The following is a 15,269-nucleotide window of genomic DNA, read 5'->3' on the forward strand; positions in this document are numbered from 1 at the left end:
GAATCAATCTACAAATTGCCGCCAAGTATCTTTTACACAAGGTGTTTTATCAACAACTGTGCCAGTTGCACCGCGTTAAGCGCCGCGCCTTTGCGTACGTTATCTGACGTCAGCCACAAGTTTAGTTCCGCCGGGTCATCAATACCGGCCCGCACCCGACCCACGTAGACCACGTCCTGACCGACCGCATCCCCAACAGCGGTGGGGTAATCGCCCTCTTCCACCAGTTCGATGCCCGGCGCCGCCTCCAACACGCGATTGACGGCGCCAAGGTCCACGGCCCCCGCCAGTTGCAGGGACACGCTCAGGCTATCGCCAAAAAACACCGGAGCTTGAACGCAGGTTGCGGAAATCTTCAGTAACGGTAATTCAAGCAGGCTACGCAGTTCGTGGACCAGGCGTTTTTCCAGGGCGGTGTGGCCCTGCGCATCCGGCGTGCCGACCTGGGCCAGCAGGTTGAAGGCCATCTGCCGATCAAAGAACTTGGGCTCCAGGGGCCGCACATTCAGTAGCTCGGCGGTTTGCCGGGCCAGTTCACTGACGGCTTCACGGCCCTGGGCAGACACGGCCAGGTTGGCGGTGACGCTCACGCGCTGGATGTCCAACAGGCCGCGCAACGGCGCGAGCACCACCGCCAGGTGGGTGGCGCAAGGGCTTGGGCTGCCCACCTGGAACGGCTTTTTCAAGCCGTCCAGTACCTGGGCATTGGCTTCCGGCACCACTTGGGGCGCCTGTTCGGCCGGCAGGGCGCCGGACAGGTCGATCAATGAGCAACCGGCTGCCGTGGCGCGCGGCGCGAAACTCAGGGTGACCGCCGGGCCTGCGGCGAAGAAGGCCAGTTGCACCTTGCTGAAATCGAACTCATCGACTTCCCGTACCCGCACGTTTTTGCCGCGAAACGGCACCGACGCGCCGGCCGACTCGCTGCTGGCCAGCAGGTGCAGGGCGCCTACCGGGAACTCAAGTTCTTCGAGGATCTGCACCAGGGTTTCGCCCACCGTGCCGGTGGCGCCGATCACGGCGATATCAAAGGTCTGGGTCATGGAGGCTGCCTCGGGCATTGCGGGGGGAGCGGCACTTTACCGGGTGGTGGGGGGTGAGGCAATTGGCCTGGGGTTTGTGGTGTGGCGCGGGCCGTCATCGCGGGCAAGTCCGCTCCTACATTTGGATTTGTGAACACATTCAAGTGTGGGAGCGGGCTTGCCCGCGATGATGGCCTCAGGCGCAATAAAAAACCCGCGCCTGTCACCAGAACGCGGGTTTCTTCAACACCACTAAGCGATCAACGCTCCAGCAGAATCCGCAACATCCGACGCAGCGGCTCGGCCGCGCCCCACAGCAATTGGTCACCTACAGTGAAGGCGCCCAGGTACTGGGTGCCCATGTTCAGCTTGCGCAGACGGCCCACCGGTACATTCAGGGTGCCGGTGACCTTGGTCGGGCTCAGCTCCTGCATGCTGATATCACGGCTGTTGGGCACCAGCTTGACCCATGGGTTGTGCTGGCTGATCAGCCCTTCGATATCGGCGATCGGCACGTCTTTATTGAGCTTGATGGTCAGCGCCTGGCTGTGGCAACGCATGGCGCCGATCCGCACGCAAATACCGTCCACCGGGATCGGGTTCTTGAAGCGCCCAAGGATCTTGTTGGTCTCGGCCTGGGCTTTCCACTCTTCGCGGCTCTGGCCGTTCGGCAGTTCCTTGTCGATCCACGGGATCAGGCTGCCGGCCAAGGGCACGCCGAAGTTCTCGGTCGGGTAGGCTTCGCTGCGCATGGCCTCGGCCACACGGCGGTCGATATCGAGGATCGCACTGGCCGGGTCGGCCAGTTGATCGGCGACAGCCGCGTGGGTCGCGCCCATCTGCTTGATCAACTCGCGCATGTTCTGCGCGCCGGCACCGGAGGCCGCCTGGTACGTCATGGCGCTCATCCACTCCACCAGCCCGGCTTCGAACAGGCCACCCAGGCCCATCAGCATCAGGCTGACGGTGCAGTTGCCGCCGACATAGTTCTTGGTGCCGGCATCAAGTTGCTGGTCGATGACCTTGCGGTTGACCGGGTCGAGGATGATCACCGCGTCGTCCTGCATACGCAGGCTGGACGCTGCATCGATCCAGTAGCCCTGCCAGCCGGCTTCGCGCAGCTTGGGGAAGACTTCACTGGTGTAGTCGCCGCCCTGGCAGGTCAGAATGACGTCGAGGGTCTTGAGCTCTTCAATGTTGTAGGCGTCCTTGAGCGGGGCGATATCCTTGCCCACGGACGGCCCTTGGCCACCGACATTCGAAGTGGTGAAAAACACCGGCTCAATAAGATCGAAATCCTGCTCTTCCAGCATCCGCTGCATGAGCACGGAACCGACCATACCGCGCCAACCGATCAGACCTACACGTTTCATCGCAACTACACCTTGTTAAAAAGTGGGCCGCCTTGCAGCAACAACTGCAAGCGGGCCCGAGAGATTACAGATTCCGCAGCGCGGCGACTACTGCGTCGCCCATTTCCTGCGTCCCGACCTTGGTGCAACCCTGCGACCAGATGTCGCCGGTACGCAGGCCCTGGTCCAGCACCAGGCTCACCGCTTGCTCGATGGCATCCGCCGCTTCGCTGAGGTTGAAGCTGTAGCGCAGCATCATCGACACCGACAAAATGGTCGCCAGCGGGTTGGCAATGCCCTGGCCCGCGATGTCTGGCGCCGAACCGTGGCATGGCTCGTACATGCCCTTGTTGTTGGTGTCCAGGGACGCCGACGGCAGCATGCCGATGGAACCGGTGAGCATCGAGGCCTGGTCGGACAGGATGTCGCCGAACAGGTTGTCGGTGACGATCACGTCGAACTGCTTGGGCGCACGCACCAACTGCATGGCGGCGTTGTCGACGTACATGTGGCTGAGTTCGACGTCCGGATAGTCCTTGGCCACTTCTTCGACGATCTCGCGCCACAGCTGGCTGGAGGCCAGGACGTTGGCCTTGTCTACCGAGCAGACCTTCTTGCCGCGCACGCGGGCCATGTCGAAACCGACACGGGCGATACGGCGGATTTCACTCTCGCTGTACGGCAGGGTGTCGTAGGCCTGGCGCTCGCCATTTTCCAACTCACGCACGCCCCGTGGCGAGCCAAAGTAGATACCGCCGGTCAGCTCACGCACGATCAGGATATCCAGGCCCGCCACCACTTCCGGCTTGAGGCTCGACGCGTCGGCCAGTTGCGGGTAGAGGATTGCCGGGCGCAGGTTGCCGAACAGGCCCAGTTGCGCACGGATTTTCAGCAGGCCGCGCTCCGGACGGATGTCACGTTCGATCTTGTCCCATTTCGGCCCACCCACGGCGCCGAGCAGCACCGCGTCGGCAGCACGGGCACGGTCCAGGGTTTCGTCGGCCAGGGGCACGCCATGCTTGTCGATGGCAGCGCCGCCGATCACGTCGTGACTCAGTTCAAAGCCCAGGCTGTACTTGCTGTTGGCCAATTCCAGGACCTTGACCGCTTCGGCCATGATTTCCGGACCAATGCCGTCGCCAGGGAGAATCAGAATCTGCTTGCTCATGGGTTCCTCATTTCATCAAGCGACCCGCCCTCGGGCAGGTCGGGAAAATTATTAGCGTTCGGCCCAGACCACCAGCACGTCGGTGCTGAAGGTGCCATCGGCTTGAATCTCAAAATAATCGCGCACTTCCTGGCCCATCGCCTTTTGCAGCTCCAGGATCGCGGCGCGCAATACCTCTGGCGTGCGCATGCGCTCGACCCACGAGGTGTATTCCAGGCGCAGGCGCTGGCGATTGCTGTTGCGTACATGCAGGCCGGCTTCGCTGAGCTGGCGCATCCACTCGCCGGCGGAGTAATCGCGCACATGGCTGGTGTCGCGCAGCACTTCGACGGTTTGCAGGTAAGTGTCCAACAGCGGGCTGCCCGGTGACAAGACATCGACAAACGCCGCTACGCCGCCCGGCTTGAGCACCCGGCGCACTTCGCGCAGGGCCTGGCCCAGGTCGCTCCAGTGATGGGCCGAGTAGCGGCTGAACACGAAGTCGAACTCGCCATCGGCGAACGGCAGGCGCTCGGCGGCGCCGTGCAGGGTACGAATATTGTCCAGGCCACGCTCTGTGGCAGCGGCGGCGACCACGTCGAGCATCTGCTGCGACAGGTCGTAGGCCACCACTTCCTTGACCAGCGGTGCTACGTGGAAACTCACGTGACCGGCACCACAGCCCAGGTCCAGCAGTCGTGCAGCGCCCTGCCCGGCCAGTTCGGCCTGCAGCAGTGCGAATTCGCTGCCCTGAGCGTGCACGGCACTGCTCAGGTAGGCCGAGGCCTGTTCGCCGAATTGTTTTTGCACGACTTGGGTGTGGGCGGTGTTGGTCATGGTGATGTTCCTGGCTTTTGTGGTGTTCATACAGGCCCTTTCGCGAGCAAGCCCGCTCCCACATTTGAGCGCATTTCAACTGAAGGAACTCGGTCGAATGTGGGAGCGGGCTTGCTCGCCAAGGGGCCAGTCCAGCCTACATAGAATTACGCATCACGAAACAACCAAGGCTGGCTGGCCCGGTGCTTGGCTTCAAACGCGGCAATTGCCTCGCCGTCCTGCAAGGTCAGGCCGATGTCGTCCAGGCCGTTGATCAGGCAGTGTTTACGGAAGGCATCCACTTCAAAGTGGTACACCTTGCCATCCGGACGGGTCACGGTCTGTGCAGCCAGGTCGACGGTCAACTGGTAGCCCACGTTGGCTTCCACTTGCCCGAACAACTCGTCCACTTCGGCATCGCTCAGGATGATCGGCAACAAGCCATTCTTGAAGCTGTTATTGAAGAAGATATCGGCGTAGCTCGGCGCGATGATGCTGCGAAAACCATATTCTTCCAGGGCCCACGGCGCGTGTTCGCGGCTGGAGCCGCAACCGAAGTTTTCCCGGGCCAGCAACACGCTGGCGCCCTGGTAGCGCTCGGCGTTGAGTACGAAATCCTTGTTCAACGGGCGCTTGGAGTTGTCCTGGTAGGCGTAGCCCACGTCCAGGTAGCGCCACTCATCGAACAGATTGGGGCCAAAGCCGGTGCGCTTGATCGACTTCAAGAACTGCTTGGGGATGATCTGGTCAGTGTCCACGTTGGCACGGTCCAACGGCGCGACCAGACCTGTGTGTTGGGTAAAAGCTCTCATCGGGTATTCCTCAGATCAATTCGCGAACGTCGATGAAACGACCGTTGACGGCAGCCGCAGCGGCCATGGCCGGGCTGACCAGGTGAGTACGACCACCGGCGCCCTGACGCCCTTCGAAGTTACGGTTGGAGGTGGACGCGCAATGCTCGCCGGACTCCAAACGGTCCGGGTTCATCGCCAGGCACATCGAGCAGCCCGGCTCGCGCCATTCAAAGCCCGCTTCGAGGAAGATTTTGTCCAGGCCTTCCGCTTCCGCCTGGGCCTTCACCAGGCCCGAACCTGGCACCACAATGGCCTGCTTGATGGTCGAGGCCACCTTGCGGCCCTTGGCGATCACCGCCGCGGCGCGCAGGTCTTCGATCCGCGAGTTGGTGCAGGAACCGATAAACACACGGTCCAACTGGATGTCAGTGATCGCCTGGTTGGCTTTCAACCCCATGTACTTCAAGGCGCGCTCGATGGAGCCGCGCTTGACCAGGTCGGCTTCCTTGGCCGGGTCCGGCACGTTCTGGTCAACGGCCAGGACCATTTCCGGCGAGGTGCCCCAGCTGACTTGCGGCTTGATCTGGGCCGCGTCGAGTTCAACCACCGTATCGAACACCGCATCCTTGTCGGACACCAGGTCTTTCCAGGCTTCTACGGCGGCATCCCAATCGGCGCCCGCCGGTGCAAACGGACGACCCTTGACGTATTCGACGGTTTTTTCATCCGCCGCGACCATGCCCACGCGGGCACCGGCCTCGATGGACATGTTGCAGATGGTCATGCGGCCTTCGATGGACAGGTCGCGAATGGCGCTGCCGGCGAATTCGATGGCATGGCCGTTGCCGCCGGCGGTGCCGATCTTGCCGATCACCGCGAGCACGATGTCCTTGGCGGTGACACCAAAGGGCAAGGTGCCTTCGACCAGCACCAGCATGTTCTTCATTTTTTTAGCAACCAGGCACTGGGTGGCGAACACATGTTCCACCTCGGAAGTGCCAATACCGTGGGCCAGGGCGCCGAACGCGCCGTGGGTCGAGGTATGGGAGTCGCCGCAGACCACGGTCATGCCCGGCAAGGTCGCGCCCTGCTCCGGGCCGATTACGTGGACGATGCCCTGGCGCACGTCATTCATCTTGAATTCGGTGATGCCGTACTCGTCGCAATAGTCGTCGAGGGTCTGGACCTGCAAACGCGAGACCTGGTCGGCAATGGCTTCGATACCGCCCTTGCGCTCCGGGGTGGTCGGCACGTTGTGGTCTGGGGTGGCGATGATCGAGTCGACGCGCCATGGCTTGCGCCCGGCCAGTCGCAGGCCTTCGAACGCTTGGGGCGAGGTCACTTCGTGGATGATGTGACGGTCGATGTAGATCAGCGACGAGCCATCATCGCGCCGTTTCACTTCATGGGAATCCCAGAGTTTGTCGTAAAGCGTTTTGCCGGCCATCAGTCGGTCCTCATCAGCGTCTTTCTATGCCCTGGGCGTTGAACGATTCAATAACCCTTTGGCTTGTGAGGCTGATGCTATGGCGTTACATTAAATAACTCAAATTCATATTTTTCATGCTTTGGATAACCAACTGGAATACGACCATGGACCTGGCCAACCTCAATGCTTTTATTGCCATCGCCGAAACCGGCAGCTTCTCCGGGGCCGGGGAACGCCTGCACTTGACGCAACCGGCAATCAGCAAGCGCATCGCCGGCCTTGAGCAACAACTGAAGGTGCGCCTGTTTGATCGACTGGGCCGGGAAGTGGGCCTGACAGAGGCCGGGCGTGCCCTGCTGCCCCGCGCCTATCAGATCCTCAATGTGCTGGATGACACCCGCCGCGCCTTGACCAACCTGACTGGCGAAGTCAGCGGACGCCTGACCCTGGCGACCAGCCATCACATCGGCCTGCACCGCCTGCCCCCGGTGTTGCGCACGTTCACCCGGGAATACCCGAACGTGGCACTGGATATTCAGTTCCTGGATTCGGAAGTCGCCTACGAGGAAATCCTCCATGGCCGTGCCGAAGTGGCCGTCATCACCCTGGCCCCGGAGCCCCACAGCCTGGTGCGAGCCACCCCGGTGTGGGACGACCCCCTGGATTTCGTGGTGGCGCCCGAACATAGCCTGGCCAGCAACGCCAGCATCAGCCTGGCCGACATTGCCCGGCACCCGGCGGTATTCCCCGGTGGCAACACCTTTACCCACCATATCGTGCACCGGCTGTTCGAGGCCCAGGGCCTGACGCCGAACATCGCCATGAGCACCAACTACCTGGAAACCATCAAGATGATGGTCTCCATCGGCTTGGCCTGGAGCGTGTTGCCGCGCACCATGCTCGATGATCAAGTGGCCAGTATCGCTTTACCGGGCATACAGCTCAGTCGCCAGCTAGGCTATATCGTGCACACCGAAAGGACGCTGTCGAACGCTGCGCGGGCTTTCATGAGCCTATTGGATGCACAGGTCGATCCGGCTGGGATGCCGGCATGAGGCCGTGCGGCCTGTAGACCCTGCTCCCGCGCCGAACGCCCATCGAGCCAAGGCCCCTTGATAATGCCCAACCCTGTCGATCCCGTGCCGCCGCTGCCGCGCATTCACGCCCTGGACCCCCAGCAGGCGGAACAAAGCTGGGAAAACGCCCCGCAACTGCTGGCGGCGCTCAATGCCGCACGGCTCGGCGCCTGGAGCTGGGATATCGACAGCGGGCGGATCAGTTGGTCGCGCGGCACCCAGGCGCTATTCGGCTTCGACCCCCGGCAGCCATTGCCCAAGGACCTGGACTACCTCGACCTGCTGGCCGCCGAGGACCGCGGCCGCGTGATCCGGGCGTTTCACGCGGTCCTGGCCGGCGCACCCTTCGAACAAGCCATGCATCACCGCATCCAGTGGCCGGACGGCAGCCTGCACTGGCTGGAAATCAATGGCAGCCTGCTGCCGGATGCGTCCGGGCGCCGGCGCATGATCGGGGTGATCCGCGAAACCACCCAGCAGCGCGAACGCGAACATGCCCTGGGCCACTCCGAAAAACGCTTCGCCACGCTGTTCCACCTGTGCCCGAACATGGTCCTGCTGACCCGCCAGGAAGATGGCCTGATCAGTGAAGCCAACCAGTATTTTGAAAGCCTGTTCGGCTGGCCGGTGGCCGATGCCATTGGCCGCACCACCCTCGACCTGGGGCTGTGGGTCCACCCGGAGCAACGGGCCCTGTTGGTCAGGGCGACCCAGCGCAAGGGCGAGCCCATCACCATGGAGGTGCAATTTCGCGCCAGCAACGGGCAAATCCATGACGGCACCCTCAGCGCACAAAAGGTCGAGCTCGAGGGCCAGGCCTACCTGATCAGCACCTTCCTCGACACCACCGAACGCAAGAACGCCGAGCAGGCCCTCAAGGACAGCCAGGAACGCCTGGACCTGGCCCTGGACTCGGCCCAGTTGGGCACCTGGGACTGGCATATCCCCAGCGGCATGCTCTACGGCTCGGCGCGGGCCGCGCAGTTGCACGGCCTGGATCCGCACCCGTTCCATGAGTCGTTCGACGCGTTTTTTGAAGGCATGCCCGATGAAGAGCGCGCCAGCATGCGCGATGCCTATCGCACCTTGCGTGAGGGGCCGGCGGGCAACTACCAACTGACCTACCGCGTGCAACTGGAAGACGGCAGCTCGCGCTACCTGGAAAGCCGCGCCCGCCTCTACCGTGACGCGCAGGGCACGCCGGTGCGCATGGCCGGCACCTTGCTGGATATCACCGACCAGGTGGAACGCGAACAGCGCCTGAGTGCCTCTGAAGAGAAATTCGCCAGCCTGTTCCTCGCCAGCCCCGACCCGATCTGCGTCACACGCCTGGCCAGCGGCGAGTTCATCGAAATCAACCCCAGTTTCAGCCAGACCTTTGGCTGGGCCGCCGCCGAAGTCATCAACCACACCGCCGAGCAGATCGGCCTGTGGGATCAGCCAACCCAGCGCCTGCAGCGCATCGAGCAGGTGATCCGCGAGCAGGCGCTGAACAACGTGGCGATCATCGTCCACCACAAGAACGGCCAGCGCCTGGCCTGCATGATTTCCAGCCGGCTGATCAAGGTCGGCAACCAGCCCTGTGTGGTCACCACCCTGCGCGATATCACCCAGCAACAGCGCTCGGAGGCGGCGCTCAAGGCCAGTGAGGAGAAATTCGCCAAGGCCTTCCATTCCAGCCCCGATGCGGTGTCCATTACCGAGCGCGACACCGGGCGCTATGTGGAGGTCAATGACGGCTTCTGCCGCCTGACCGGCTACCGCGCCGAAGAAGCCATTGGCCTGACCCTGTATCAGATCGGCATCTGGGCCGATGAAAACCAGCGCGCCGCGCTGTTGGCCGAATTGCAGATCAAGGGCCGCATCCATCACCTGGACATGCTCTGGCACAACAAGCGTGGCGAGTTGCTGGCGGTGGAAGTGTCGGTCGAGCCGATTACCCTCAATGAAACCCCGTGCCTGCTGCTGACCGCACGGGATGTCAGCCTGCTCAAGAGCGCGCAGGCGCAGATCCGCCACCTGGCCTATCACGACCCGCTGACCAACCTGCCCAATCGCGCCTTGCTGATGGACCGCCTGAGCCAGCAGATCGCCCTGCTTAAACGCCACAACCTGCGGGGTGCGCTGCTGTTTCTGGACCTGGATCACTTCAAGCACATCAACGATTCCCTCGGCCACCCGGTGGGCGACACCGTGCTGAAAATCGTCACTGCGCGCCTGGAGGCCAGCGTGCGCATGGAGGACACCGTGGCGCGCCTGGGAGGGGACGAATTCGTGGTGCTGCTCAGCGGGCTGGAAGGTACTCGGTTAGAGGTCAGCAAGCAGGTGCAGTTGCTGTCCGACACCCTGCGCGAACTGTTGTCCGAGCCGATGTTTCTCGATGGCCAGCGCTTGCAGGTCACCCCCAGCATCGGCGTGGCGCTGATTCCCGACCACGGCTCGACCCCGGCCGACCTGCTCAAGCGCGCGGATATTGCCCTGTACCGGGCCAAGGATTCGGGGCGCAATACCACGCAGATGTTCCATAACAGCATGCAACGCACCGCCAGCGAGCGCCTGCGCATGGAGACAGACCTGCGCCTGGCGTTGTCGCGGGGCGAGTTCAGTGTGCATTACCAACCCCAGGTCGATGCCCGGGGCAATCGCATTGTCGGCGCCGAGGCCCTGGTGCGCTGGCAGCATCCGCAGTTGGGTGCGCAATCGCCGACGGAGTTCATCAAGGTTCTGGAAGACAGCGGGCTGATTCTCGAGGTGGGCACCTGGATCCTCGACGAAGCCTGTGGTGCCTTTGCCCGGCTGATCGCCGAAGGCCTGGTGGAGCCGGACGGCTTCAGTCTGTGCGTGAATATCAGCCCCCGGCAGTTTCGCCAGAATGATTTTGTCGAACGGGTAGAGCGCAGCCTCAAGCAGCATCAACTGCCGTTCACCTTGCTGAAACTGGAAATCACCGAAGGCATCGTGATCCAGAACCTGGACGACACCATCGGCAAAATGCGCCGCCTGAAAAAACTCGGGGTCAGCTTCGCCATGGACGATTTCGGCACCGGTTATTCGTCATTGACCTACCTCAAGCGCCTGCCGGTCGATGCCTTGAAGATCGATCAATCGTTTGTGAGGGACGCCACCCACGACCCGAACGACGCCGAGATCATCCGCGCGATCGTGGCCATGGCGCGCAGCCTGAACCTGGAAGTGATTGCCGAAGGCGTAGAAACGCCCGAGCAACTGGCGTTCCTGCAGGGGCTGGGTTGCCATCTGTATCAGGGTTATTTGCACAGCCGGCCGTTACCCCTGGATGCATTTATAGAGCTGTTACGGCCAGGCGCCGGGACCTGAAGAGCGCTCTGGGTCCCTGCGCCGGGTATCACACTAATTTCAATGCCCGGTGGAAGTGCCCCTGCCAGTGCGAGTTTTCCAGGCTGAGTTTTTGCCCATACAGGTCCAGCTTGCCGTCGATCACCGCCACCGAGTGGTAGGTGTTGGCCAAGGTGCCCGTGGTGCCACGAGCCAGTTCTTCAACCGTACTTTCACGGATATAGGCAAACAACCCAAGCCGACGCAATGCGGCGCCGGGGTATTCACCGTCGTTGAGTGTTGCCATGGCAACCTCGTAACTTTGGTTGCCACGCGAATCGTTGTTTTCCACCTGGGCCCGCTTGGCACTCACGGCGTACAAGAAGTTGGCATCGTCCAGCAGCGCCGGATTGCTACCCTTCAAGTTGGAGGCAGCCTTGGCCTGTTTCAGTTCATCGTGGGTCAGGGTCAGCTTGAAGGAATCCCTCATGAGCACTTCATAACCCTCAGCCGTGGCGGTGATCTTTTTAAAGATGCCTTGGGGATTTTGTCCAAACCGCATCATGGCCGCCTTGATCGCTGACACGGTGACACAGTTGCCTTCTGCCCCCTGGTAAAAACCGTTCCAGATATCTGCGGGCTGGGTGCCTATGGGCACACTGGATAATTTCAGATCAGGTAAATCGACGGTTGCGGGCGATACGCCAGGCACAGTCTGGTCATTGAACAACATATAACCGTAACTTCTATCAACCCGCTGTTTTTGCCCATAATTATGTTGGGTATTGTCCATGACAAACGCGGAGCCAAAATTATGGGTTTCCACCACACCTACGGCGCCGCTGGCGGCCATGTAAGTGGCAGGCACAAACTGGGCAAAACCAATCATCCCCATGCCCCGCAGGCAGTTCTGCATCGTTTCACCCTCAAGGCTCTTGTGCAGGACCTTGTCGAAACTGTCATAGCCACCTGCTTGTTGTTTGCGCTTGGCAAAAGCGGCGAGTACAACGTTGGCGTCGTTGATGGCTGCTCGGTCGTTGCCGGAAAATCGCGAGGCCTGCGCCGTAAGTTTTAGTTCATCATGGGACACATGAACCTTAAACTCATCTTTCATCGTAATGTCATAACCATCACCGGTCGATTTAATCTCATCAAACATATCGCGGGGGCTTTGACCAAAGGTCATCATCATCATTTTGATAACAGCCGCATGGGTACTATTGTCAAAATGCTCACCGAATCCACGGGGGGTGGCGGTAAAGGCATTCACGATATCTTGGGGCTTCTCCCCGCTACTAGTTGAAAAAACGTCAGCAGAAACAGCATTGACAGGTTTATCACCCAGCCTATAACTGTCAGTAAATGACCGATTGAGCATATTCACATTCATGACAACCTCCTAACCACAGACTTATTAAAAGTATGACAAACAAGACATCGCGCAAACCCGCGCATGCCAAGCATCCGGAAAACCCAAAGTAAAATTAACGTTAAAAACCTGCGCAGGAAAACAACAGCCACTCTTATAATTTAAAACGACAACTACACAACACTACTGATCACCCGATTAACGCCACTGCATCCCCATACCGCGGCGCCCTGCCTTTTCGACCCCATAACTCTTCCTTGCCGTCGATCACTGCGACCGAATGCCGGGCGCGGTTGACCATCCCGACCTGGCCGCGGGCCAAGGTATTTACCGGGACATTTTTTATATGCTTCTTTAAGCCCAAGCGCTCGAACCCTTCCCCTGCGCCACGCTCATCTTCACCATCATTGAGACTGCGGATGGCCGCGCTGAAACTTCTCGCCGCTCGACCGTCGTTGTTTTCTATCTGCGCACGCTTGGCACTGGCAGCAAACAAAAACTCAGCGTCCTTGAGCATGCCCCTGTCGCGCCCAAAAAAACGTGCGCCCGCTGCCGCCTGTTTCAACTCCTGGCTGGTCAACGTCAAATGAAAACCGTCACGCATCGTCACGTCATAGCCGCGCTCGGTTTTACTGACATTTTTGTAGATATCAGTGGGGCTTTGTCCAAACTTGTGCATGGCGGCCTTGATCGCTGAAACCGTTACGCAATTGCCATCCGGCCCTTGGCGAAAACCACCCCAGATATCATCGCATTTGGCCCCATTGCGCTTGGTCGACAAATCCGGAAGAGGTGTCTGGGGCTTTGGCACTAACGGTAAGGGCTTGATTTCAGGCGTGACAGGCGCGGGAACAACCTTGGCTTTATCAAGCTCCTTGCCACCCGACAGCAGCGCTGTAATTTGGCTCATGAACGTACTGAACATTGAAATGATGGTTTGCAAGTCCGCCGCCTGGTTTGCCCCACAGCCGTCCAGTTCAGCGACATGCCTGGGCGAGTGCTGATGGGAAAACCTGCTGACAGCCGAGCCCTGTAGCGAGGGACTAGCGGTCTCAATACTAAAAGCTCCTGCCAAGTACCCGGAACCATTACACATGACGCTGGAAGCACGGTTAACGCTTGAAACAGACATGTTTTTTCTCGCACAAAGTGCCCCTCCGGCCGATCGCTGACCGGAGAAGCAACTGATTGAAGTTAGAGGTCTATTGGCCCAAGAGGCGCGTTAAAACCGGCGATAGGGACGCGCCGACCACCCCATTTCATCAGGGCGGCATTCCGGCCCCGCAGCGGTCACATCCGGCTCAGGCCCAGGCTTATCCGGTAGCACTTCAGGGTTTGGCAGCGGGGATACCTCAGGCTTTACGCGACTGTCATTCGGGACTGCCGGTTCAGGCACCGCGTCGGGTGTCACCGCTGCAACACGGTTGGGCACCAAGCCCGGCCTCGCCCGACCATCACTCCCAGGCACCTGGGTATCAGGCGTCACCTTCGCATCGTTACCGGGCACTACCGTTGGCTTGGACTGCGGGCCAGGCCTCACCTTGGCGTCGTGGCGTATCACCACACCTGGCTCGGGTTCGAAACGAGGCGTCACTGTGACGCCGCCGCGCGGGCTGGGTGGCTGGTAAGTCGATGGGCAGTGGCAGTTGTTCACATTCACGTTCACCTGCACATGGTTGTCCGACGACACCTTGGCCTGCGCTTCTGGAGTCCCTGGCATAACCTTGACCTGCGGCAGCACCACAGGTTGTTTGCCGCCATCCAACAGTACCTTGACTTCTTTGCCGGGAGTCGCGGGCTTGGTGTCCGTGTCCAGTTTTTGCTCGGGCTTCTTATCGCTATCAACCAGGACCTTGGCGTCCTTGCCCGCGGGCACGGGCTTGCTTTCGGCGTCCGGTTTTAGCTCCGGTTTCTTGTCGCTATCAACCAGGACCTTGGCGTCCTTGCCCGCAGGTACGGGCTTGCTTTCGGCGTCCGGTTTTAGCTCCGGTTTCTTGTCGCTATCAACCAGGACCTTGGCGTCCTTGCCCGCAGGTACGGGCTTGCTTTCGGCGTCCGGTTTTAGCTCGGGTTTCTTGTCGCTATCAACCAGGACCTTGGCGTCCTTGCCCGCAGGTACGGGCTTGCTTTCGGCGTCCGGTTTTAGCTGGGGCTTCTTGTCTGTATCAAGCAGTAGTTTGGTGTCGTTGCTCGCAATCGCAGGCTTGCTCTCAGTGTCGGGTTTCTTCTCGGCTAGCTTGTCCGCATCGAGCTGCTTTTTTAAAGCCTGGCCTGAAATCAACAGTTTGCCGGTGGTCTGCGGTGTGTGCGTAGTAGGTTTGTCTCCACCCACCTGTGCCTTTGCATCCTTAGTGGTAATGGCGGCTCTGTCCCCAAGAGCAGGTTTGGTTTCAGACGGTTTATCCGCCGTGGGCAAGGCCTCGGAAGGATGCTTTTTACCCGACAACACATCTCGCATTGCCTTGAAGAGCAGTTCGAACATATCCAGCAGCTTTGCAAGAGCATCCGTACTGACAGTTGTATTTTCCCGCCCAACTTCAACATGCCGAGTGTGTTCCGGCACTACGCTCGACTTAGTATTTAACAACTTACTCACATCACCACTTCCAGGCGGCGCGACCAGATCAAGCTGATGATTAGCAACATTGACGCTCGGAGGATTATTAACAGACAGATAAGACATTATTCATCCCTCTTTCAGAAAAGCACCAGGACGTTCAGACGCCCATGACAAACACTGTTTTTTATGACTTGAAACGGCAGCGACCGTATCGAAGTCACTGGATTCGTGGGGAAATAAGCGTTCTGGTTCCAGATATCGCGGAAAACATAAGGACACTAAAAGGTAACTTAGGACTTTTACCCATGGACTTCTGCCGAAAACCTGCTTTTCTACGGCTTGTGCCTGATAAAAACACGTCATACCCGTTAATAAACTGCTGCGAGGAAAAAAACCGTTATAATTCGCCG

The 15,269-nt window shown here is 60.1% G+C and carries 11 protein-coding genes; 2 read left to right on the plus strand and 9 right to left on the minus strand.

Annotation, left to right across the window (positions count from 1 at the left end; all coding sequences use genetic code 11):
- Positions 1-32: 32 nt before the first annotated feature.
- The 6 genes from HBO05_RS14600 to leuC form a co-directional block, all read right to left on the minus strand.
- Positions 33-1,043, minus strand: a complete 1,011-nt coding sequence (locus HBO05_RS14600; protein WP_169953461.1) for an aspartate-semialdehyde dehydrogenase — start codon at positions 1,041-1,043, stop codon at positions 33-35.
- Between the two features lie 239 nt (positions 1,044-1,282).
- A complete protein-coding gene (asd, locus tag HBO05_RS14605; protein ID WP_169953460.1) occupies positions 1,283-2,395 on the minus strand; it encodes an aspartate-semialdehyde dehydrogenase in 1,113 nt (370 codons plus the stop codon).
- Positions 2,396-2,459: 64 nt separating this feature from the next.
- Positions 2,460-3,542: a 3-isopropylmalate dehydrogenase gene (gene leuB / locus HBO05_RS14610; RefSeq protein WP_169953458.1), complete on the minus strand. Its 1,083-nt coding sequence runs from the start codon at positions 3,540-3,542 to the stop codon at positions 2,460-2,462.
- Positions 3,543-3,593: 51 nt separating this feature from the next.
- Positions 3,594-4,358: a class I SAM-dependent methyltransferase gene (locus HBO05_RS14615; RefSeq protein WP_169953456.1), complete on the minus strand. Its 765-nt coding sequence runs from the start codon at positions 4,356-4,358 to the stop codon at positions 3,594-3,596.
- A gap of 146 nt (positions 4,359-4,504) precedes the next feature.
- A complete protein-coding gene (gene leuD / locus HBO05_RS14620) occupies positions 4,505-5,149 on the minus strand; it encodes a 3-isopropylmalate dehydratase small subunit (RefSeq protein ID WP_169953454.1) in 645 nt (214 codons plus the stop codon).
- A 10-nt stretch (positions 5,150-5,159) separates the two neighbouring features.
- Positions 5,160-6,578, minus strand: a complete 1,419-nt coding sequence (leuC, locus tag HBO05_RS14625) for a 3-isopropylmalate dehydratase large subunit (RefSeq protein WP_169953452.1) — start codon at positions 6,576-6,578, stop codon at positions 5,160-5,162.
- A 146-nt stretch (positions 6,579-6,724) separates the two neighbouring features.
- On the opposite strand from leuC, the gene HBO05_RS14630 reads away from it, so the two are divergent.
- Together HBO05_RS14630 and HBO05_RS14635 are read left to right on the plus strand one after the other, a co-directional pair.
- Positions 6,725-7,615: a LysR family transcriptional regulator gene (locus tag HBO05_RS14630; RefSeq protein WP_169953450.1), complete on the plus strand. Its 891-nt coding sequence runs from the start codon at positions 6,725-6,727 to the stop codon at positions 7,613-7,615.
- Between the two features lie 63 nt (positions 7,616-7,678).
- Entirely contained in the window at positions 7,679-10,972 is a 3,294-nt protein-coding gene (locus tag HBO05_RS14635; protein WP_172313054.1) for an EAL domain-containing protein, read from the plus strand.
- 28 nt (positions 10,973-11,000) lie between these two features.
- Here HBO05_RS14635 and HBO05_RS14640 read toward each other — a convergent pair whose 3' ends face one another.
- The 3 genes from HBO05_RS14640 to HBO05_RS14650 all read right to left on the minus strand — a co-directional run bounded on the left by HBO05_RS14640 (position 11,001) and on the right by HBO05_RS14650 (position 14,982).
- The gene (locus tag HBO05_RS14640; protein WP_262377068.1) at positions 11,001-12,320 is read right to left on the minus strand and encodes a hypothetical protein; all 1,320 of its coding nucleotides are present in this window, start codon (positions 12,318-12,320) and stop codon (positions 11,001-11,003) included.
- Between the two features lie 169 nt (positions 12,321-12,489).
- Positions 12,490-13,242, minus strand: a complete 753-nt coding sequence (locus HBO05_RS14645) for a hypothetical protein (RefSeq protein ID WP_346266497.1) — start codon at positions 13,240-13,242, stop codon at positions 12,490-12,492.
- Positions 13,243-13,521: 279 nt separating this feature from the next.
- A complete protein-coding gene (locus HBO05_RS14650) occupies positions 13,522-14,982 on the minus strand; it encodes a hypothetical protein (protein WP_172313057.1) in 1,461 nt (486 codons plus the stop codon).
- Positions 14,983-15,269: the final 287 nt, after the last annotated feature.

It is taken from the genome of Pseudomonas sp. WS 5079 (assembly GCF_012985465.1).
GTDB lineage: Bacteria > Pseudomonadota > Gammaproteobacteria > Pseudomonadales > Pseudomonadaceae > Aquipseudomonas.